The following is an 18,056-nucleotide window of genomic DNA, read 5'->3' on the forward strand; positions in this document are numbered from 1 at the left end:
GAGGCCGGTGACCGACCGTCTGCACGGACAGCTGCCGCCGGTGGCGATGCTGCCCTGGCTGGCCTCGCTGCTGCTCCCCGCCTTCCGCGCCGACGCCCTGGGCGCCACCGCGCTCGGGGCGTTCGCGCTGACCTACGGCATCGCGGTCTACCTGGTGCTCAACCAGCGCGGCCCGTCCTGGGCGCCGATCGCGCTGGCCGTGCTGCTCACCACGATCGCGCTGAGCTGCGCCAGGGAGTTCGGCGACTTCTGGTACCTGCCGATGCCGTTCGTGTTCGCGGTCTGGTCGCTGATCACCGTGGACTACGGCGCGCCGCTGGTGAACGTGATCGGCGTGCTGGTGGTGCACCTGCTCGGCGTGTGGGTGGGCAGCGACGCCCCACCGATCGTGATCGGCGCGTTCCTGACCTTCCTGGCCGGCATGCTGACCTTCGTGGTCCTGCGGCTGAGCCGGGCGGTCGCCGAACTGGAGGCGGCCAGGGAGGAACTGGCGCACACCGCGGTCGGCCAGGAACGCCTGCGCTTCGCCCGCGACCTGCACGACCTGCTCGGTCACACGTTGTCGCTGGTGGTGGTCAAGGCGGAAGCGGTCCGCAGGCTGATCCCCCGCGATCCCGGCAAGGCCCAGGAACAGGCAGCCGATATCGAGGCGGTCGGTCGGCGGGCACTGACCGAGGTCCGGCAGGCGGTCTCGGGCTACCGCGAACCGAGCCTGACCGAAGAGCTGGCCGGTGCGCGCGCGGCGCTGGTCGCGGCCGGGGTGACGGCGGAATTGCCGGAGCCGGGAGAGTTGCCGGGGGAGGCGGGACCGGTGCTGGGCTGGGTGGTCCGCGAGGGCGTGACCAACGTGCTCCGGCACGCCAGCGCCCGCCGCTGCGTGATCGAGTTGCGCACGGCGGCGGGAACCGCGGTGCTGACCATCACCAACGACGGCGCACCCCCAGTGCAGGGTGCCGTGACCTGGGGAAACGGCCTGTGTGGCCTGACCGAGCGAGTCCAGGCCGCCGGTGGTGAACTGACCGTCACCGCCACTCCCGGCGGCTTCACGCTGCGGGTGTCCGTGCCAACCGGGGAGACGTCATGATCAGGGTTTTGCTGGCCGAGGACCAGGGCATGATGCGCGGCGCGCTGTCCCTGCTGCTCGGTCTGGAAGAGGACATCGAGGTGGTGGCCGAAGCCGCCACCGGCGACCAGGTCCTGCCCCAGGCCCTGGCCACCAATCCCGACATCGCGGTGCTGGACATCGAGATGCCCGGCCGCAGCGGCCTGGAAGCCGCGGCCGATGTGCGGCGTGCGCTACCGGCCTGCCGGATCCTCATCGTCACCACCTTCGGCCGCCCCGGCTACCTGCGCCGGGCCATGGAAGCCGGGGCCAGCGGCTTCCTGGTCAAGGACGGCCCGGTGGAACAACTGGCCGCCGCGATCCGCCGTGTCCTGGCCGGTGAACAGGTCATCGACCCCGGCCTGGCCGCCGCCGCCCTCCGCTCCGGCCCCAACCCGCTGACCGACCGGGAACGCGAACTCCTGGCCGCCGCCGCGGACGGCGCCACCGTGTCCGACCTGGCCACCCGCCTGCACCTGTCGGAGAGCACGGTCCGCAACTACCTGTCCTCGGCCATCCAGAAAACCGGCACCCGCAACCGGATCGAGGCGGTGCGCGCGGCCACCGAACACGGCTGGCTGTGACGCCGCCACGGTGACCCGACCCCCCCCAGTGGCGGGTCACCGCGACGACGGCGTCGACCGTAGCCAGCCGCGCTGTCACCGTTCTGTCTGCGCTGACTAGACTTGATCAGATGCCGGAGCTGTCGATCCACCTGCTGGGCCCGTTCCAGCTGTTCGTGGACGGCGCCGAGGTCCCGGTCCCCAGCGGCCGCCAGCGCGCGTTGCTGGCCACCCTCGCCCTGGCCGCCGGACACCCGGTCGCGGTGACCGCGCTGGCCGAGGCGGTCTGGGGCGAGGAGCAGCCGGCGAATGTGCGGGCCAGCCTGCACACCAACGTGATGCGACTGCGGCACCTGATCGGACCGGAACGGATCGGCACCGAACCCGACGCCTACCGGCTGCGCGCCCCGGCGGCCGCGGTGGACGTGCACCGCTTCCGCGATCTGCTCACCCGCGCGGACCACAGCACCGACCCGGCGGCCGAACGCGCGCTGCTGGACACCGCGCTGGCGCAATGGCATGGCCAGGCCCTGGAATCGCTGCCGCTGCTCGCCGCCGAACACGAGCCCCGGCTCACCGAGCTACGCCTGCGCGCCACCGAACGACTCGCCGATCTGGCCCCCGATCCCGGCCTGGCCGACCGGCTACGCACCCTGCTGGCCGCGCATCCGCTGCGCGAACCGTTGTGGGAACGGCTGATCCGCGTCCTCGCGCAGACCGGACGGCGGGCCGAGGCGCTCGCCGAGTACGCGGCCTGCCGGCGGTTGTTCGCGGCCGAACTCGGCGTGGAACCCGGGCCCGCGCTGCGCGAGCTGCACCTGGAACTGTTGGCGGACAAGGACGAACCCGCGCCGGTGCCCCGCCAGCTGCCCTTCGACATCGGGCACTTCACCGGCCGGGCGGGCGAACTGACCGCCCTGGACCGCGCCGCGCGGCCCGGATCGGTGCTGGTGATCGAGGGCAGCGCGGGCGTGGGCAAGTCCGCGCTGGCCGTGCGCTGGGCGCACCTCAACCGGCACCGCTTCCCCGGCGGCGAACTGTGCCTGGACCTGCGCGGCCACGCCGACGCCGCCCCACTGCCGGTCAGCGCCGCCCTGGACACCCTGCTGCGCGGCCTCGGCGTGCCCGCGGCGGCCATACCGTCCACAGTGGACGAACGCGGCGCGCTGCTGCGGGCCACCCTGGTCAGGCGGAAGATGTTGTTGCTGCTGGACAACGCCCGCGAGGTGGACCAGGTCCGCCCGCTGCTGCCCGGTGGCGCGGCCGTGGTCCTGGTGACCAGCCGCACCCAGTTGCGCGGCCTGATCGCCAGGGACGGCGCGCGGCGGATCACCCTGGGCGGCCTGTCCGGGGCGGACGCGGCCGCGCTGCTGGGCCGGGGCATCGGGGCCGACCGCGCCGCTGCCGAACCCGAGGCGGTGCGCCGCCTCAGCACGTTGTGCGGACAACTGCCGCTGGCGCTGGTGCTGGCGGGCGAACGCGCCTCCCGGTTCCCGGACACCCCGGTCGCCGAACTGGTGGACGAGCTGAAGGACCAGCGCTCCCGGCTGGACGTGCTCACCGATCCGCAGGACCCGCGCACCGACCTGCGGGCCGCGTTCCTGTTGTCCTACCAGGGTGTTCGGCCCCCGGCGGCCCGGCTGTTCCGGCTGCTCGGCCTGCACCCCGGCCCCGACGTGGACCTGTGGGCCGCCGCCGCGCTGGCAGGCACCGGCCCCCGGCTGGCCCGCGCCCTGCTGGACGACCTGGTCGCCGCGCACCTGATCGCCCAGCCCCGTCCCGGCCGCTATCGCTTCCACGACCTGCTCCGCGTCTACGCCGCCGAACGCGCCGACACCGAGGAAACCCCGCCCGAACACGCCGCGGCCCTGCATCGCCTCACCGAGCTGTACCTGGTGCTCGCCGCCCGCGGCCGGGCCCTGCTCTCCGGCTCGCCCCGGTTGGCCGAGGTCTGCGATCCGGACTCCGGCCAGCCGGACTGGCCCCGCTTCAGCACCGGCGCCGACGCGCTGACCTGGTGCGAGGCCGAACACGCCAACCTGCTCGCGCTCACCCGCCAGCTGGCCGGAACCGGCCTCGCCGACCCGGTCTGGCGCCTGCCCTGGCTGCTGCTGGGCTACCTGCGCAACCGCAGGCACCTGGCCGACTGGGTCGAACTGGCCCGCCTGGGCGTGGTCGCGGCCGATCGCCTCGCCGACCCGGTGGCCCGCTTCCACGCCGCCAACTGCCTGGGCGTGGCCTACAACTCGGCCGGACGCGCCGAGGAGGCCCGCGGTCAGTACCGGGAGGCGCTGGCCGTGGCCGAGGAGATGGGTGATCGCACCAAGGCCGCGGTGATGCTCAACAACCTGGGCACCTGGCACTACGACCGCGGCGAGCACGCCGAGGCCGTGCACTACCAGGAGCGGGCACTGGCCGAGGCGGAGGCCACCGGCTCACCGGCGGAACCGGGGATCCCGCTGCTCAACCTCGGCGGTTCGCACGCCCGGCTCCGCCAGTTCGCCCAGAGCCTGCCGTACAACCAGCGCGCACTGGCCCTCTTCGAGCGCGAAGGCGACCGTTTCCACGCCGCCATCGCCCTGGGCAACCTGGCCGAAACCCACTGGGGCCTCGGCGAATACCAGACCGCGCTGACCTACGCCGAACGCGCCGACGCCGAACACCGCGAACTGGGCGCCCCCTCCCAGCTGGCCAACAACCTGATCTTCCTGGGCCGGATCGCGGCCGCCCTCGGCGACCCCGGGCGGGCCCGGCTGGCCTGGACCGAGGCCCGCGACATCTACCGCCGCACCGGTGATCGCAACCTGACCAGGGCGGAAGACCTGTTGGGCGGGTCAGTCCAGTGACCGCGGGAAACGTGGCGTACACGCCCGTGTACGCAGCGGCGTCGAACAGTGCCACCAGGTGGTACCCGGCCCCCGATATCGGCGTGACCGGAATCGGCGCCGCAGGCGGTGAGTCCGAGGTGGACGGTGTGGGACTCGCTTGCGGCACAACAGGAATGGTGTGGCCCGACGCGGCTTTGCCCCAGCAGATCCGGTTTCCGTCCGGTGAATCCCAACCGAGACCCGGGAAACCCTGGCGAAATCCGCCCTGGCCGAGTGAGAATCCGGGGGAGTGATCGGCCCCGACCACCCCACTGAGGAGCCTCGCATGACGACGGTCAGTCTGGATGAATCGACCGCGTTGACCAACGGCGCGTTCCGGACCACCGCCGCCCGTCGCGGGCACGCCGCGCGCACCCCCAGCGCGGAGCGGCTCCAGCACCTGCGGCACCGGGCCACCACGGTGGACGCCCTCGGCGACGGGCTGGTGGCGATGATGCACCGGCTCAAGGGCGAGGGGCGGGAGTTGTTCGGCCGGGCCTGCACCGACGGGATCGACTCGATCGAGAACCCGCCCGCGGAACTGGTCGAGTTCTTCCGGGCGGTGGAGCGGACGCCGGCCTGGGTGGATCAGGACCGGTTGCGCAGTGGGGCGCAGGCGATCAGCCGGGCGGGCAAGGCGGCGGCGTTCAGCCTGTGCGATGTGTACCTGGTGGTCGGCTTCCACTCGTTACGGGTGTGCAAGACCTTGACCTCGACCGGCCAGACCGGAAAGGCGACCAGCCGCCGGGTGCTCAACACGGCCAGCTGGTGGCTGGACGTCAGCACCCCGGGCAGCCTGGTCGTCGGCGGGGTCGGGTACGCGGCCGCGTTGCGGGTCCGGCTGGTGCACGCGCACATCCGCGATGTGCTGCTCAAGCGCGGCGACTGGGACCTGGCCGCCTGGGACCAGCCGCTCAACGACGCCCAGGCCAACCAGCTCACCCTGATGTTCTCCCTCGGTGTCATGGAAGCTACCCAGGCCCTCGGAATTCGTTACACCGCACAGGAACGCGCCGACATCCTGCACCTGTGGCGCTACGTCGGCTGGCTGGTCGGCATCGAGGAGGACATGCTCCCCGCCGATGAAGCCGAAGCGTGGCAACACCTCTGGGAGCAGGCGGCCACCGAGCTGATCCCGGACAGCGACTCACGCACCCTGGCCGCCGACCTGCGCGCGGCCTACCAGCGCCCCCGGCCCGACCAGAGTGAGCTGCGGGCGCGCTGGGCCGAGCGGGTGCACACCGCGATCAGCCGGATCGTGATCGGTCCGGCCAGCGCGGATTCCCTTGGCATGCCGGATGATCCGCTCGCTCGCGCGCTGGTGCGGGTGGCCGCCGCGGTGAACACGGTGGCCGAGCTGACCTACCGCCGCATCCCCGCCTTCCGCACCGCGCAGGCGGTGCACGGCCACGCCGCCCGCAAGGCCTACGTGGACGTGCTGCGCGCCGCCCACGGCGACGGGCCGAAACCGTGACGCCGCGGGAAATGCTCGCCGTCGCCCTCGACGAGGCCCGCTCCGGCCGCGCCGAGGGCGGCATCCCGATCGGGGCCGCCCTCTTCGGCGCGGACGGCCGGCTGCTGGGCCGCGGTCGCAACCGCCGGGTCCAGGACGGCGACGCCTCCATGCACGGGGAGACCTCCGCCTTCCGCAACGCCGGCCGCCAGTCCAGCTACCGCGGCACCACCATGGTGACCACGCTGTCCCCGTGCTGGTACTGCTCCGGCCTGATCCGCCAGTTCGGCATCGGCAACCTCATCGTCGGCGAGTCCCGGACCTTCACCGGCCAGCACGAATGGCTCGCCGAACACGGCGTCCAGGTAACCCTCCTGGACGATCCGGAATGCGTGACCCTGATGACCGAGTTCATCGCGGCGAACCCGAAGCTGTGGCACGAGGACATCGGCGAGGACTAGCAGCCCGGCCCGCAACCCGCCGGTGGCGTACCACTTGGGCCAACTGGTACGCCCACTTGGGCCAAACTGGCGTACGAGTTGGGCCAACTCGCCGTCCGGAACGGCCAACTCGGCGTACGACAACGGCCAACACGCTGGCAGGGTTAGAGGTTGTAGCCGCCGGCGATCTCGAGGTCTTGGGCGGTGATCCAGCGGCCTTCCTCGGAGGCGAGCACGGCGATCATCATGCCGATGTCGTCGGGTTCGCCGACCCGGCCCAGCGCGGTGCGGGCCGCGATCATCGGGATCACCTCGGGGAAACGCTCGAAAGCGTTGTCGCCCAGGCGGGTCCGGGTGGCGCCGGGGGAGATCGTGTTGACCCGGATGCCGCGCGGGCTCAGCTCCTTGGCCAGGTAGCGGCTCAGCACGGTGAGCGCGCCCTTCATCGAGGCGTAGGCGGAGTAACCCGGTTCCATGCCCGAGTTCAGCGCGGAGTTGCTGCCGATGTTGACGATCGCGCCCTGGTCCGCGAGCAGCGGCAGCAGGGTCTGGGTGAGGAAGTACGGGCCCTTGAACAGCACCCGGTGCAGCCGGTCGAAGAGTTCCTCGGTGGTCTCGGCGAACAATGCGGACTCGGCGAAACCGGCGTTGTTGACCAGCACGTCGAAGCTGTCCCGGCCCCACTGCTCGCGCAGCGCCGCGGTCACCGCCGCGCGGAAGGCCGGGAAGCTGCCGGCCTCGCCGAGGTCCAGCGGCAGCGCGACCGCGGTGCCCCCGGTCGCTTCGATGGCGGTGACGGTGTCCTGCGCGCCGGTCTTGTTGGCGCCGTAGGTCAGGATCACGCCGGTGCCGCGCCGGGCGAGCTGACTGGCCGCGCTCTGGCCGATACCGGAGCTGGCGCCGGTGACGAGGGCGATCCGCATGGCTTGCCTACCTGTTCATCTGTGGGAATCGGACCGCTCCATCACATCACCGCCACCTGCGGAAACCATAGATAGATGCTCCCGCGCTCTTGCCTGATCCTCCACTCGACAGGAATGAATTCGACTCGGATGTTTGAATCTGGGCATGCTCCTGGATCAACTCCGCACGCTGCTGGACCGGCACGCGCGACCCGACGGGACCACCGCCATCGACGGCGTGCTGATCTCCCGGATCGACCGGCCGTCCGAACCGTCGGCGTCGATGTCCGGCACCGTGTTCGCGCTGATCGCCCAGGGCGCGAAACGCATCGCGCTGGGGGACCGGGTGTATGAGTACAAGGCCGGGCAGTACCTGGTGGCCTCGGTCGACCTGCCGGTGAACGGCCATTTCATCGACTCCAGCGCGGAGACCCCGGCGCTGGGCTTCGGCCTGACCCTGGACCCGGCCTCGGTGGCCGAACTGCTGCTGCGGGCCGAACCGGCGGATCTGCCCCGGGCCAGCGGCATCCCTCCGCTGGGTCTGGCGGTGAGCACCGCCTCGGACGAGCTGCTGGACGCGGTGCTCCGGTTGCTGCGCCTGCTGGACGAGCCGAGGGACCGCGGGGTGCTGGCCCCGCTGTACAAGCGGGAGATCCTGTGGCGGCTGATCACCGGGGAGCAGGGCGCCACGGTCGGCCAGCTCGGCCTGGCCGACAGCGGCCTGGCGCACATCGCCCGCGCGGTCGGCTGGATCCGCGACCACTACCGGCAGTCCTTCCAGGTGGAGGACGTGGCCCGGCGCGCGGGCATGAGCGTGTCGGCGTTCTACCGCAACTTCCAGGCGGTCACCGCGATGAGCCCGATCCAGTTCCAGAAGCAGATCCGGTTGCAGGAGGCCCGATTGCTGCTGGCCACCCGGCCAGGCGATGTGGCAGGGGTGGGGCACAGCGTGGGCTATGACAGTCCGTCGCAGTTCAGCCGGGAGTACCGGCGCCAGTTCGGCGCGCCGCCGAGCCAGGACGCGGCCCGGCTGCGCGCGCTCACCCCGCCCTGAGCGTCAGCGCAGGGTGGCGGCCAGGTAGGCGGCGGCCTCGGCGAGCAGGCTCTGCTTGTACTCGGCGTCCCGGTCCGGCTTGCTGGACATGATCGCGATGACCAGGGGCTCGCCGCCGGGCGGCCAGGCGATGCCGAAATCGTTGAGCGTGCCGTAGTCGCCGGTGCCGGTCTTGTCCGCGACTTTCCAGTCCTTGGGCAGCCCGGCCCGGATCCGTTCGCCACCGGTGGTGTTGCGTTCCAGCAGATCCCGCAGGAAAGCCCGCTTCTCCGGCGGCAGCGCGTCGCCCAGCACGATCTTGCGATAGTTCTCGCCGAACGCGCGCGGCGAGGTGGTGTCCCGCGGATCGCCCGGGGTGGCCTCGGTGATCGCGGGCTCGATCCGGTCCATCCTGGTGACCTCGTCGCCCAGACTCCTGGCGTACGCGGTGAGCTGGGCCGGGCCGCCTAGGTCACGCAGCAGCAGGTTGCCCGCGGTGCCGTCGCTGTAGCGCACCGCGGCGTCGCAGAGCTGCCGGATGGTCAGGCCGGCGCCGACGTTGTTCTTGGTGATGACACCGTTCTTGAGCAGGTCCTCCTTGCCGTACCGGATCACGGTGTCCAGGTGGGATATCGGGTTGCGGTGCAGGATCGCCGCGGCGGCCAGGCCCTTGAAGGTGGAGCAAAAGGCGAATCGCTCGTCCGCCCGGTGCGCGATGGTCCGGCCGCTGCCGGTGGCCAGGGCGTATACCCCCAGCCGGGCACCGTACTTCTGTTCCAGCGCAACGAGTGTGTCGTGCCGCTCCATCGCAGTGGTGGCAGGCGCGGCGGACGGCGGTGGGGCGGCGGGTGACGGGTTCTGAGCGCATCCGGCCAGCGGCAGAAGTGCTGCGGCGCCTAGGAAAAGACGGCGGGACAGGACCGGAGGCGACGGTGTCATGGCCCCGAGGCTACACACATGATCACCGGCTCAATGTGGTCTCCCGCACCAGATGCGACAGCTTCGCCGGGTTGCGCACCGCGTAGAGCCCGGTGATCAGGCCGTCCTCGACCCGCAGCGCCAGCACGGTGTCGATCTCGCCGTCGAGCCGGAGCAGCAGCGCCGGGTGGCCGTTGACCTGCACCGGTTGCAGCGTGGTGGAGGCGGCCAGCCTGCCCAGTCCGGTGGCCAGCACCCTGGCCACCTTGTCGGCGCCCACGATGGGGCGCGGCACGGCCTGCTTGACGCCACCGCCGTCCCCGAGCAGCACGACCTCCGGCGCGAGCAGGTCGAGCAGTCCCTGCAGATCGCCGGTGCGCACCGCGTGCTGGAAGGCGGCCAGCGCACCGCGGGTCTGGGCCGGGGAGGCGACTCCGCGTGGCCGGCGCGCGGCCACGTGCGCCCGTGCCCGGTGCGCGATCTGGCGGACCGCGACGGGGCTCTTGCCCACGGCCTCGGCGATCTCCGGGTAGCCGAGGTCGAACACCTCGCGCAGCACGAACACCGCCCGCTCGGTCGGCGCGAGGGTCTCTAGGACCAGCAGCATCGCCATCGAGACGCTGTCCGCCAGCTCGACGTCCTCGGCCACATCGGGTGCGGTCAGCAGCGGTTCGGGCAGCCAGGTGCCGACGTAGGACTCCCGGCGCCTGCCGAGCGTGCGCAGCCGGGTGAGCGCCTGCCGGGTGGTGATCCGGACCAGGTAGGCACGCTGTTCCCGCACCTCGTCCAGATCGACCGCGGCCCAGCGCAACCAGGTCTCCTGCAGCACGTCCTCGGCGTCGGCGGCCGAGCCGAGCATCTCGTAGGCCACGGTGAACAGCAGGTTGCGGTGGGTGAGGAACACCTCGGTGGCGAGGTCCGGACGGTCCTCCTGGCTGCCTGCCATGACTGGCTCCTCTGCTCGCTGCGCCTGCTCACCCACCTGACGCCGGCGCCCGCCGGGTTGTGACACCCGACGGCTCGGCATTCCGGTGGCGTAGGTCACGTTCCCGGGGTGTCACAGGGATCGGCGCACCGGCATCTCGTGTTCGTTCACCTGACACCACTAGTGAGGACAAGGTCATGAGTGCTCGATTCAACCTGTTCGCCAACGAGATCGCGGTCAAGTTCGCCAAGCGGTTCGCCGGCGCGGGCCTGCTGCTTGAGGAGACGACACTGCCCAGGTCCACCAGGGAGCTGGTGTCGTTGCGCGCCAGCCAGATCAACGGCTGCGGATTCTGTCTGGACATGCACACCAAGGAGGCGACCGCCGCCGGGGAGACCGCGGTCCGGCTGCACCTGGTGGCGGCCTGGCGCGAGGCCACCGTGTTCACCCCGGCCGAACGGGCCGCGCTGGCGCTGGCCGAGGAGGGCACCCGGCTGGCCGACACCCATGAGGGCGTCTCCGACGCGACCTGGGCCGCGGTGCGCGAGCACTACGACGACGACCAGATCGCCGCGCTGGTCATCATGGTCGCGTTGATCAACGCGGCCAACCGGCTGAACGTGATCGTGCGCAACCCGGCGGGTTCCTACCAGCCGGGCATGTTCGAGAGCATGGCGAGCTGATTGGCGGGTGCGGCCCGGCCCGGGTGATCCGGGCCGGGGCCGCGCTACCCACGCCGGGCGCCCCAGCGCAGCAGTGCCACGGTGAGCAGCGAGTTGTAGACCAGTCCGCCGAGCAGGTAAGGCCAGAACACGCCGCCGTCCATCGCCGCCCATAGCGCGCGGGCGGGCCAGTAGGAGGGCAGCAGGCCGAAAGCCAGTTGCCACGGGGAATCCAGGAAGAAGAACGGGATCAGTGGGATGGCCGAGACCAGCATGCCCAGGCCCTTGATGATCGCGATGCCCTCGACCTTGTTGCCGGCCAAGGTGCCCATGGTCAGTCCGATGAGGACGGACAGCAGCCCGGTCAGCAACCCGATCGCCAGTCCCTTGGCCAGCGCGGCGCCGGTCACCAGGCCGGACAGCGCCAGGGTGGCCTCGACCGCGATGGTCACCAGCAGGATCGTCGCACCCGCGCGGTAGGCCGGGTAGGCCACGCGCGGGGCCGGGGTCACCTGGAGGGCGAGCAGGGTGCGCTGGTCCTTGTCGTCGAGCAGCAGCAGGCCGCACAGGCTGCCCAGCACCATGGCCGGGCCGAGCACGCCGAACGCGCTGACCAGCAGCGGGTGGTAGGGCGTGAGGTCGAAGTTCCAGGTGGCGGCGGCGAAGCGGGTGACCGCGGGCACCGCCCACAGGCTCACCGCGTAGAGCACCGGGGCCAGCAGCACGGTCACCAGCACGGTGTCGCCGCGGATGGCACGCAGGTCGTTGCGGCCGAAGCTGCGGATCAGCGTGGTCATGACGCGCCTTCCCTGGAGATCACGAACCGCTCGAACACCTTGCGCGCCAAGAAGAACAGCCCGGCGATCCAGAGCAGCTGGTAGCCGAGGGCGTAGAGCAGCCGCGGCCAGCTCAGTGTGACCTGGTCGAAGGCCGCGCCGAGCAGCAGCAGCGAACCGTGGGTGGGAATGAGGTACAGCAACGGTTCCGGCCACACCCCCGAGTAGCTCAGCAGCGGCACGTTGACGATCACCAGCGGCACCAGCGCCGGCATCAGCCACTCGCTGACCGAGGGGTAGGGGGCGGCGGTGACGAAGCCGAGCAGGATCATCAGCAGCGAGGTGAGCACGATCCCGGCCAGGAAGGTCAGCGGGTGGAAGTCCAGTCCGCGCACCGAGATCACCACCACCAGGCTCACCGCGACCGCGATCATGGTCAGCGTGCCGAGCTTGGCGAGCAGGTATTCGCGGAACCGCAACGGCGTGCTGAGCAAGGCGAACAGGGTGCGTTCGCCCTTCTCGAAGAACACCGCGCCGGCGATGAAGAAGAACCCGACGATGGCCAGGTCGCCGAACAGCGCGTACGGCAGTGCCGCGCCGAGTGCCTTGGCGGGCAACAGGTTGAGCACCACGATCCACAGCACGGCCGCGAAGGCCGCCGCGTAGAGGAAGCCGTAGCGCCGCTGCAACCGCAGGTCCAGCCGCAGCGCGGCGGTGGTCGCGCTCATACCAGCGACCTTCCGGTGACATCGGCGAACACGTCCTCCAGGCTGGCTTCCTGGCTGTGCACCGCCTCGATCCGCGGTGCCAGTGCCCGGAATCCGGCGTCGTCGGCGAAGCCGTCCAGGGGGAAGTCCTGGTCCCGCAACGATCCGTCGTCCTCGCGGTAGGTGACCCGGACGGTGCGGCGGCTGCGCCGGACCTTGTGCTCGGCGGGGGAGTCCAGCGCGGCGATCACGCCCTGGTCGACGAAGGCGACCCGGTCGCACAGTTCGTCCGCGGTGGCCATGTCGTGCGTGGTGAGGAACACCGTGGTGCCCTCCGCGCGCAGTCGCAGCACGATGTCCTTGACCCGGCGGGCGTTCACCGGGTCAAGGCCGGAGGTCGGCTCGTCCAGGAACAGCAGTTCGGGGCGGTGCAACAGCGCGCGGGCGAACACCAGCCGCATCTGCATGCCCTTGGAGAACGCGCTCACCCTGGTGTGCGCGGCGGTGGTGAGATCCACCATCTCCAGCACCGCCATCGGATCCTGGGTCTGTCCATTGTAGAGGGAGGAGAAGAACTCCAGGTTCTCCAGCGCGGTGAGCTTCTGGTAGTGATTCGGCAGCTCGAAGGACACCCCGATCCGCCGGTAGTACTCCGCACCCCAGACCACCGGGCTGCGCCCCCACACCGACACCTGCCCGCCGTACCCGGTGAGCAGGCCGATCAGGATCTTCTGCGTGGTCGACTTGCCCGCCCCGCTCGGCCCGAGGAACCCGAAAACCTCGCCCCTGGCAACGGAAAAGCTCATCCCGCGCACGGTCGGCTCGGCCGTCTTCGGGTAGCCGAAGGTCAGGTCGTCGACCTCGATCACGTTCACAACTCCGCCCTCCGGGCCGCCCAGCGGTCCTTGATCCGGCTGTACTCCGCGGCCAGGAACTCGTACATGTCGTGCGCCTCCCGCACCCGTTGCCGCTGCTCTTCGTCCCGCTCGCCCATCAGCTTCAGTCCGCGCGCCATCAGCGTGTGCCAGTCCCTGGCCACCCTGGCCTTCTCCTCGGCCTCGCGCAGCCAGAACCCCGGCCGCAGCCGGTAGAAGATCCGCCGGGTCCCGGCCACCTTCACCCGCTCCACCGCGCCCGCGGTCTGCAACATCTGCATGGCCATGCTGATCGCGCCGCGACTGGCCTGGACCGCCTCGGCGATCTCCTCGGCCGACTGCTGCGGCGGATCGCACACCAGCAACCAGCCCAGCACCCGTCCCGGCATCAGCGGCACGCCTTGTTCCTGGAAGAACAGGCCCACCTCATCGGCGTACTCGTGCAACTCCGTGCGCTTCACCCGGCCTACCGTACGCCTGTCAGTCTGAAGTTTCAAACATTTCTGAAAGTTGATGGAGATGCCGGTTTGGCTGTCGGGGGTAACAAATAGCCTCGATCGCACGACGCTCAGCCGGGACCGTCAATCCCTTGGGGGAGTTCGTGGTGGCGAACCAGACGACAACCGATGATCCGGCCCTGCGCATTGTCGACCCGCCCCGGTCGGCCTTCCGGCGACGACGCTTCCTGGTGCCCTTCTGGGCAGCCGCCCTGCTCGCCCTCGCGGGCACGATCACCCTGATCATCTCCGGCACGATCACACTGCCGTTCAACCGGACCGTGGTGCTGGAGGGCAAACTGGCCTCCAAATCGGAGTTCTTCGCCGACCCGCAGGTGCGGCGGACCCTGATGCGGCACGGCATCCAGGTGCACCTGACCAAGGCAGGCTCGCGGGACATCGCGAACAACGACGTCAGCGGGTACGACTTCGTCTTCCCCTCCGGCCAGCCCGCCGCGGTGCTCATCCGCAACCAGCGGCAGCGGGACAAGCAGTACTTCAAGGTGTTCAAGCCCTTCTTCAGCCCGCTGATCCTGGCCACCTTCCGCGGCTACGCGGAGAAGCTGGTGAGCGTGGGCAAGGCGGCCACCAGCCAGCAGGGGCCGGAGGCGGCCAAGGAGTACTACTACAACCTGGACGTGGCGAGGTTCGTCGGGCTGATGGAGGGCCGGAAGACCTGGGCGGACCTGGGGCTGCCCAACGGGAACCGGGTGCTGGCGCAGAGTTCGGACGTGTGCTGGTCCAACTCGGCCGGGGTCTACCTCGGGCTGATCGCCTTCGTGGCCAACGGCAACCAGGTCCCGGTCACCGAGGCCGAGGCGCTCCGGCTGGCCGACCGGATCAAACCCTGGCTGACCAGTCAGGGCCTGGCCAACGAGGAGGTCGCCCGGCTGTACTTCGCGCCGGAGGGCCGCGGCCTGGCACCGGTGGCGGTGATCTACGAGCATCAGTTCCTGGCCCACCAGATGCGGGTCAAGGAGCAGACCGGCGCCCTGGACGAGCAGCGGGTGCTGCTCTACCCGGAGGCCCAGCTGCAGACCGTGCCCGAGCTGATCGCGCTCACCCCCGAGGGCGCCCGGCTCGGCGAGCTGATCACCACGCACCCTGATCTGCGCGCCCGCGCCCTGGCCCTGGGCCTGCGGGTGCTCGAACCCGACGGCACCCTGTCCAACGGCCAGCTCTCCGAACAACTCAGCCGCGCCGGGCTGCCGGTGCCGCAGACCGGCGTCGGCGACACCGAGACCTTCCTGCCCTCGGTCCCGCTGCTGGAAAAGATGATCACGCGGGTCGGCGAGTGCCCCGAGGTGCCCCGGTGAGACGACTGCTCGCGGCCGGACTGGTGCTCGGGCTGGTGGCGGGGTGCACGGGCAGCGGACCCGAGCCGGTGACGCTGTCCGTGCTGGCCAGCTCCGAGCTGGCCGATCTCGCGCCGGTGCTGGCCGAGTTGAAGAAGGACACCGGTATCGACCTGGCCATGGACTACCACGGCACGGTCCAGGCCAGCGACTCGCTGACCCCCGGCCAGTACAAACACGACCTGGCCTGGCTGTCCTCCGACCGCTTCTTCCAACTCCGCACCCGCAAGACCGGTGCCCACGGCCCGGCCCCCCTCGCGACCCGCACCATGCTGTCCCCGCTGGTAGTCGGCTTGCCCGCGAGCAAGGCCAAGAAACTGCGGGAGAGCGTGCCCGGCGGCCAACCCACCTGGGCCGACCTGGCCGCACGGGCCGCGGCGGGCGAATTCCGGTTCGGCATGGCCGACCCGCACGTCACCGGCAGCGGCCTGGCCGCGCTGATCGGGGTGGCCACCGCCGCCGCGGGCACCGGGGTCTCCCTGCGGCCGGAGGACGTGGCCTGCGACAAACTGCGCGGTTTCTTCACCGGCCGGGCCTTCACCGCACAGAGCACCCCCGCCCTGACCGAGGAGTACGTCAAGCGCCAGACCGAGGTCGACGCCGTCATCAGCTACGAATCAGTACTCCTGTCCCTCCAGGCCACCGGAAAGCTCAAGGAACCCCTGGAGATCGTCTACCCGCGCGACGGCATCGTGCTCGCCGACTACCCACTCCTGTTGCTGGACAACGACAAACGCGCCGCCTACGACCGAGTGACCGAGTGGCTGCGCTCCGAACGAGCGCAACGGATGATCATGGAGCGGACCGCCCGGCGCCCGATCGACCCCGCGCTGTCCCGCACCGGGGCGCTGCGCCCGGAGATCGGCAACTCGCTGTACTTCCCGGACCGCCAGGAAGTCCTGGACACCCTGCTCGCCGCCTACGACCGGGCCACCAGCGGGGCGGGCAGGCAGGTGGTGTTCGTGCTGGACTTCTCCGCCTCCATGGCTGGCAGCCGGATCGAGGCGCTGCGGGCGGCGTTCAAGGAACTCAGCGGCGCGGGCGGCTTCGACCGCTTCCACCGCGGCGAGACCATCACCGTGCTCCGCTTCGCCGGGCAGGTGCTGGAGGAGAAGACGGTCACCGTGTCCGGCCCTGGGGATCTGGACACGGTGAACCGCCTGCTCGCCACCGGCGAACTGGGCAAGGGCACCGCGATCTGGTCCGCGCTGGAGCACGCCTACCGCACGGTCAAGGGCGAGGCCTCGATCGTGCTGATGACCGACGGCGAGAACAACGCGGGCATCGGCCTGGCCGAGTTCCTGCGCAACCGGGAGCAGGCGCCCGGCGGGAAGTCGGTGCGCACGTACGCGATCCGGTTCGGCACGGCCGATCCGGTGGACCTGACCAGGGCGGCGCAGGCCACCGGCGGCCGGATGGTGGACGCCGCCCAGACCTCGCTGCTCGCGGCGGTGAAGGAGATCCGGGGCTGTGGATAACGAACTGTGGTGGTCGGTCTGGGGTTTCTGGGCGGTGATCTGGCTGGCCACCGCCGTGGCAGTGCTGATCATGCTGGTCACCCTGGGCCTGGCCGTACGCGCCAACCGCCGCCCAGCGGCCTTCCCCGACCTGGCCTTCTACCTGCACGAGAAGTCGGTGATGAACCTCTACCTCTCCGGCGGCTACGGCGACGCGCTGCGCCGGGAAGTCCAGGAAAAGGTGGACACCGCCAAATCTCGCTGGTTCGGCCTCAAACTCTTCCGCGGCGGAGCGGGCGCCAACCACAGCGCCGGCCGCGAGGTGGTCACCCGCTACATAGCCCAGAACCAGCCCATCGCCGTCATCGGCGACGTCCTCCGGGCCCTGGAATCCGCCAACGGCGTAGTGCACGTGGACCTCCGCCGAGGCACCATCCGCCGCAACGAAGCCCTGTCCAACGCCCTGGCCAGCCTCGACCCAGACCACACCCCCCAGCAAACCCAGCTCCGTCACCTGGACCGCTACGTCTCCATCCGCGGCCAATTCCGCCTGCTCAACCGCACCGGCGCCCCCGCCACCTTCCAGGCCGCCTACGGCACCCCCGAAACCACCGCCATCAAAGCCACCATGCGCCTGGACTGCCACCCAGACGACCTCCGCTACGACCAGGTCCCCGAAGGCTGGTTCCAAGCCCGCTGCCTGGGCAAAGTCCAATCCTGGCACCCAGAAACCCAAGAACTGACAGTCCTCCCCATCGCCATCTTCCAATAACCCCAAGATCAACCCGAGTGTTGGCCGTTGTGGACGCCGAGTTGGCCGTTATGGACGGTGTGTTGGCCGATGTTGTACGCCACGTTGGCCGTTGTTGTACGCCGTAGGCACTGCGGTCGGGCGAAGCCCGGGACAGGGGGCGGGGGTGGCTTTTCAAACTCCATCCGAGCGGTTCCCCATCCCCGTCAGCCTGGAGAGGACACACCGCATCCCGGGCAGCGGCACTGCAACACAATCCGCCGCCCGGCGAACCCAACGTGACCGGGCCGCTGCCCGGGATGTGGTTTGGTATCGGAGGGCTGACGGGGATGGGGAACCGCACACGAGCACTGGTTCTTGCTCTTCGTTCTTCCCCCCATCCTTTGATTCCTGCCCGTCCGGCGAGGACGATCTTGATCTTCGCTCTTCGCTCTTCAACCCGAAGATCAAAAAAGGATGGCCTCGCCGGCCGGGCAGACCACCGGAGGGGTGGGGCAGATCAAGAGCCGGGTCCAGCGGGTTGCGGGGCTGGGCAGGCTGCCGGGGCCTGACCCAGCGTGGCTCCGAGGGCTCGCGTGTTCTCCGTACGGCCTTCCGCCAGCCAACCACACCCCGATGAGCGGCCCCCGTCACCTTGGGTGGGTTCGGCGGCGGTTTGTGTTGCAGGGGCCGCTCATCGGGGTGTGGTCTGCATGCTCCAGGCCGTACGGAGAACACGCGAGAGCCCTCGTCGTGGGGGTTTCACCCCTCCGCCCCGGCCCGCCCCGTCCCAC

General features: G+C 70.6%; 17 protein-coding genes. 10 read left to right on the forward strand and 7 right to left on the reverse strand.

All coding sequences use genetic code 11. The annotated features are described in order from the left end of the window. The first annotated feature begins 7 nt into the window (after nt 1-7). The 5 genes from ACTOWY_RS43725 to ACTOWY_RS43745 all read left to right on the forward strand — a co-directional run bounded on the left by ACTOWY_RS43725 (nt 8) and on the right by ACTOWY_RS43745 (nt 6,446). Complete coding sequence (locus ACTOWY_RS43725; RefSeq protein ID WP_441315500.1) at nt 8-1,084, forward strand: histidine kinase; 1,077 nt, start codon at nt 8-10, stop codon at nt 1,082-1,084. Beyond that, nucleotides 1,081-1,686 (forward strand): response regulator, encoded by a 606-nt coding sequence (locus ACTOWY_RS43730; protein ID WP_441315501.1) that lies wholly within the window; start codon nt 1,081-1,083, stop codon nt 1,684-1,686. The genes ACTOWY_RS43725 and ACTOWY_RS43730 overlap by 4 nt, the downstream gene beginning before the upstream one ends. Nucleotides 1,687-1,796: 110 nt before the next feature. Then, the gene (locus ACTOWY_RS43735; RefSeq protein WP_441315502.1) at nt 1,797-4,511 is read left to right on the forward strand and encodes a BTAD domain-containing putative transcriptional regulator; all 2,715 of its coding nucleotides are present in this window, start codon (nt 1,797-1,799) and stop codon (nt 4,509-4,511) included. A gap of 307 nt (nt 4,512-4,818) precedes the next feature. Continuing rightward, on the forward strand, nt 4,819-6,006 hold the full coding sequence (locus tag ACTOWY_RS43740) for an oxygenase MpaB family protein (RefSeq protein ID WP_441315503.1): 1,188 nt from the start codon (nt 4,819-4,821) through the stop codon (nt 6,004-6,006). 11 nt (nt 6,007-6,017) lie between these two features. Then, nucleotides 6,018-6,446 (forward strand): nucleoside deaminase, encoded by a 429-nt coding sequence (locus tag ACTOWY_RS43745; RefSeq protein ID WP_441315516.1) that lies wholly within the window; start codon nt 6,018-6,020, stop codon nt 6,444-6,446. A gap of 143 nt (nt 6,447-6,589) precedes the next feature. Here the strand turns inward: ACTOWY_RS43745 and ACTOWY_RS43750 are convergent, their stop codons facing one another. Beyond that, the gene (locus ACTOWY_RS43750; protein ID WP_441315504.1) at nt 6,590-7,348 is read right to left on the reverse strand and encodes an SDR family NAD(P)-dependent oxidoreductase; all 759 of its coding nucleotides are present in this window, start codon (nt 7,346-7,348) and stop codon (nt 6,590-6,592) included. A 145-nt stretch (nt 7,349-7,493) separates the two neighbouring features. Here ACTOWY_RS43750 and ACTOWY_RS43755 point away from each other — a divergent pair, with 145 nt between their 5' ends. Continuing rightward, a complete protein-coding gene (locus ACTOWY_RS43755; protein WP_441315505.1) occupies nt 7,494-8,381 on the forward strand; it encodes an AraC family transcriptional regulator in 888 nt (295 codons plus the stop codon). Nucleotides 8,382-8,384: 3 nt separating this feature from the next. Here the strand turns inward: ACTOWY_RS43755 and bla are convergent, their stop codons facing one another. Continuing rightward, complete coding sequence (gene bla / locus ACTOWY_RS43760) at nt 8,385-9,299, reverse strand: class A beta-lactamase (RefSeq protein WP_441315506.1); 915 nt, start codon at nt 9,297-9,299, stop codon at nt 8,385-8,387. 22 nt (nt 9,300-9,321) lie between these two features. Further along, complete coding sequence (locus tag ACTOWY_RS43765) at nt 9,322-10,224, reverse strand: RNA polymerase sigma-70 factor (protein WP_441315507.1); 903 nt, start codon at nt 10,222-10,224, stop codon at nt 9,322-9,324. Between the two features lie 176 nt (nt 10,225-10,400). Here ACTOWY_RS43765 and ACTOWY_RS43770 point away from each other — a divergent pair, with 176 nt between their 5' ends. After that, nucleotides 10,401-10,886 (forward strand): carboxymuconolactone decarboxylase family protein, encoded by a 486-nt coding sequence (locus tag ACTOWY_RS43770; RefSeq protein ID WP_441315508.1) that lies wholly within the window; start codon nt 10,401-10,403, stop codon nt 10,884-10,886. 44 nt (nt 10,887-10,930) lie between these two features. Here ACTOWY_RS43770 and ACTOWY_RS43775 read toward each other — a convergent pair whose 3' ends face one another. Genes ACTOWY_RS43775 through ACTOWY_RS43790 form a run of 4 tightly spaced genes read right to left on the reverse strand, consistent with a single transcriptional unit; the run spans nt 10,931 to nt 13,684 of the window. Next, nucleotides 10,931-11,662: an ABC transporter permease gene (locus ACTOWY_RS43775; RefSeq protein ID WP_441315509.1), complete on the reverse strand. Its 732-nt coding sequence runs from the start codon at nt 11,660-11,662 to the stop codon at nt 10,931-10,933. Continuing rightward, on the reverse strand, nt 11,659-12,369 hold the full coding sequence (locus ACTOWY_RS43780) for a fluoroquinolone export ABC transporter permease subunit (RefSeq protein WP_441315510.1): 711 nt from the start codon (nt 12,367-12,369) through the stop codon (nt 11,659-11,661). The genes ACTOWY_RS43775 and ACTOWY_RS43780 overlap by 4 nt, the downstream gene beginning before the upstream one ends. Then, the gene (locus ACTOWY_RS43785) at nt 12,366-13,217 is read right to left on the reverse strand and encodes an ABC transporter ATP-binding protein (RefSeq protein ID WP_441315511.1); all 852 of its coding nucleotides are present in this window, start codon (nt 13,215-13,217) and stop codon (nt 12,366-12,368) included. The genes ACTOWY_RS43780 and ACTOWY_RS43785 overlap by 4 nt, the downstream gene beginning before the upstream one ends. A 2-nt stretch (nt 13,218-13,219) precedes the next feature. Next, the gene (locus ACTOWY_RS43790) at nt 13,220-13,684 is read right to left on the reverse strand and encodes a GbsR/MarR family transcriptional regulator (protein ID WP_441315512.1); all 465 of its coding nucleotides are present in this window, start codon (nt 13,682-13,684) and stop codon (nt 13,220-13,222) included. 143 nt (nt 13,685-13,827) lie between these two features. Between ACTOWY_RS43790 and ACTOWY_RS43795 the strand changes: the two genes are divergently transcribed. From ACTOWY_RS43795 to ACTOWY_RS43805, 3 genes are read left to right on the forward strand one after another with little or no spacing between them, the layout of a single operon-like run. Next, entirely contained in the window at nt 13,828-15,036 is a 1,209-nt protein-coding gene (locus tag ACTOWY_RS43795; protein WP_441315513.1) for a hypothetical protein, read from the forward strand. Continuing rightward, a complete protein-coding gene (locus tag ACTOWY_RS43800; RefSeq protein ID WP_441315514.1) occupies nt 15,033-16,553 on the forward strand; it encodes a substrate-binding domain-containing protein in 1,521 nt (506 codons plus the stop codon). The genes ACTOWY_RS43795 and ACTOWY_RS43800 overlap by 4 nt, the downstream gene beginning before the upstream one ends. Beyond that, nucleotides 16,546-17,304, forward strand: a complete 759-nt coding sequence (locus ACTOWY_RS43805) for a hypothetical protein (RefSeq protein ID WP_441315515.1) — start codon at nt 16,546-16,548, stop codon at nt 17,302-17,304. The genes ACTOWY_RS43800 and ACTOWY_RS43805 overlap by 8 nt, the downstream gene beginning before the upstream one ends. Nucleotides 17,305-18,056 lie beyond the last annotated feature (752 nt).

The organism is Crossiella sp. CA198 (assembly GCF_052078295.1).
Lineage (GTDB): Bacteria > Actinomycetota > Actinomycetes > Mycobacteriales > Pseudonocardiaceae > Crossiella.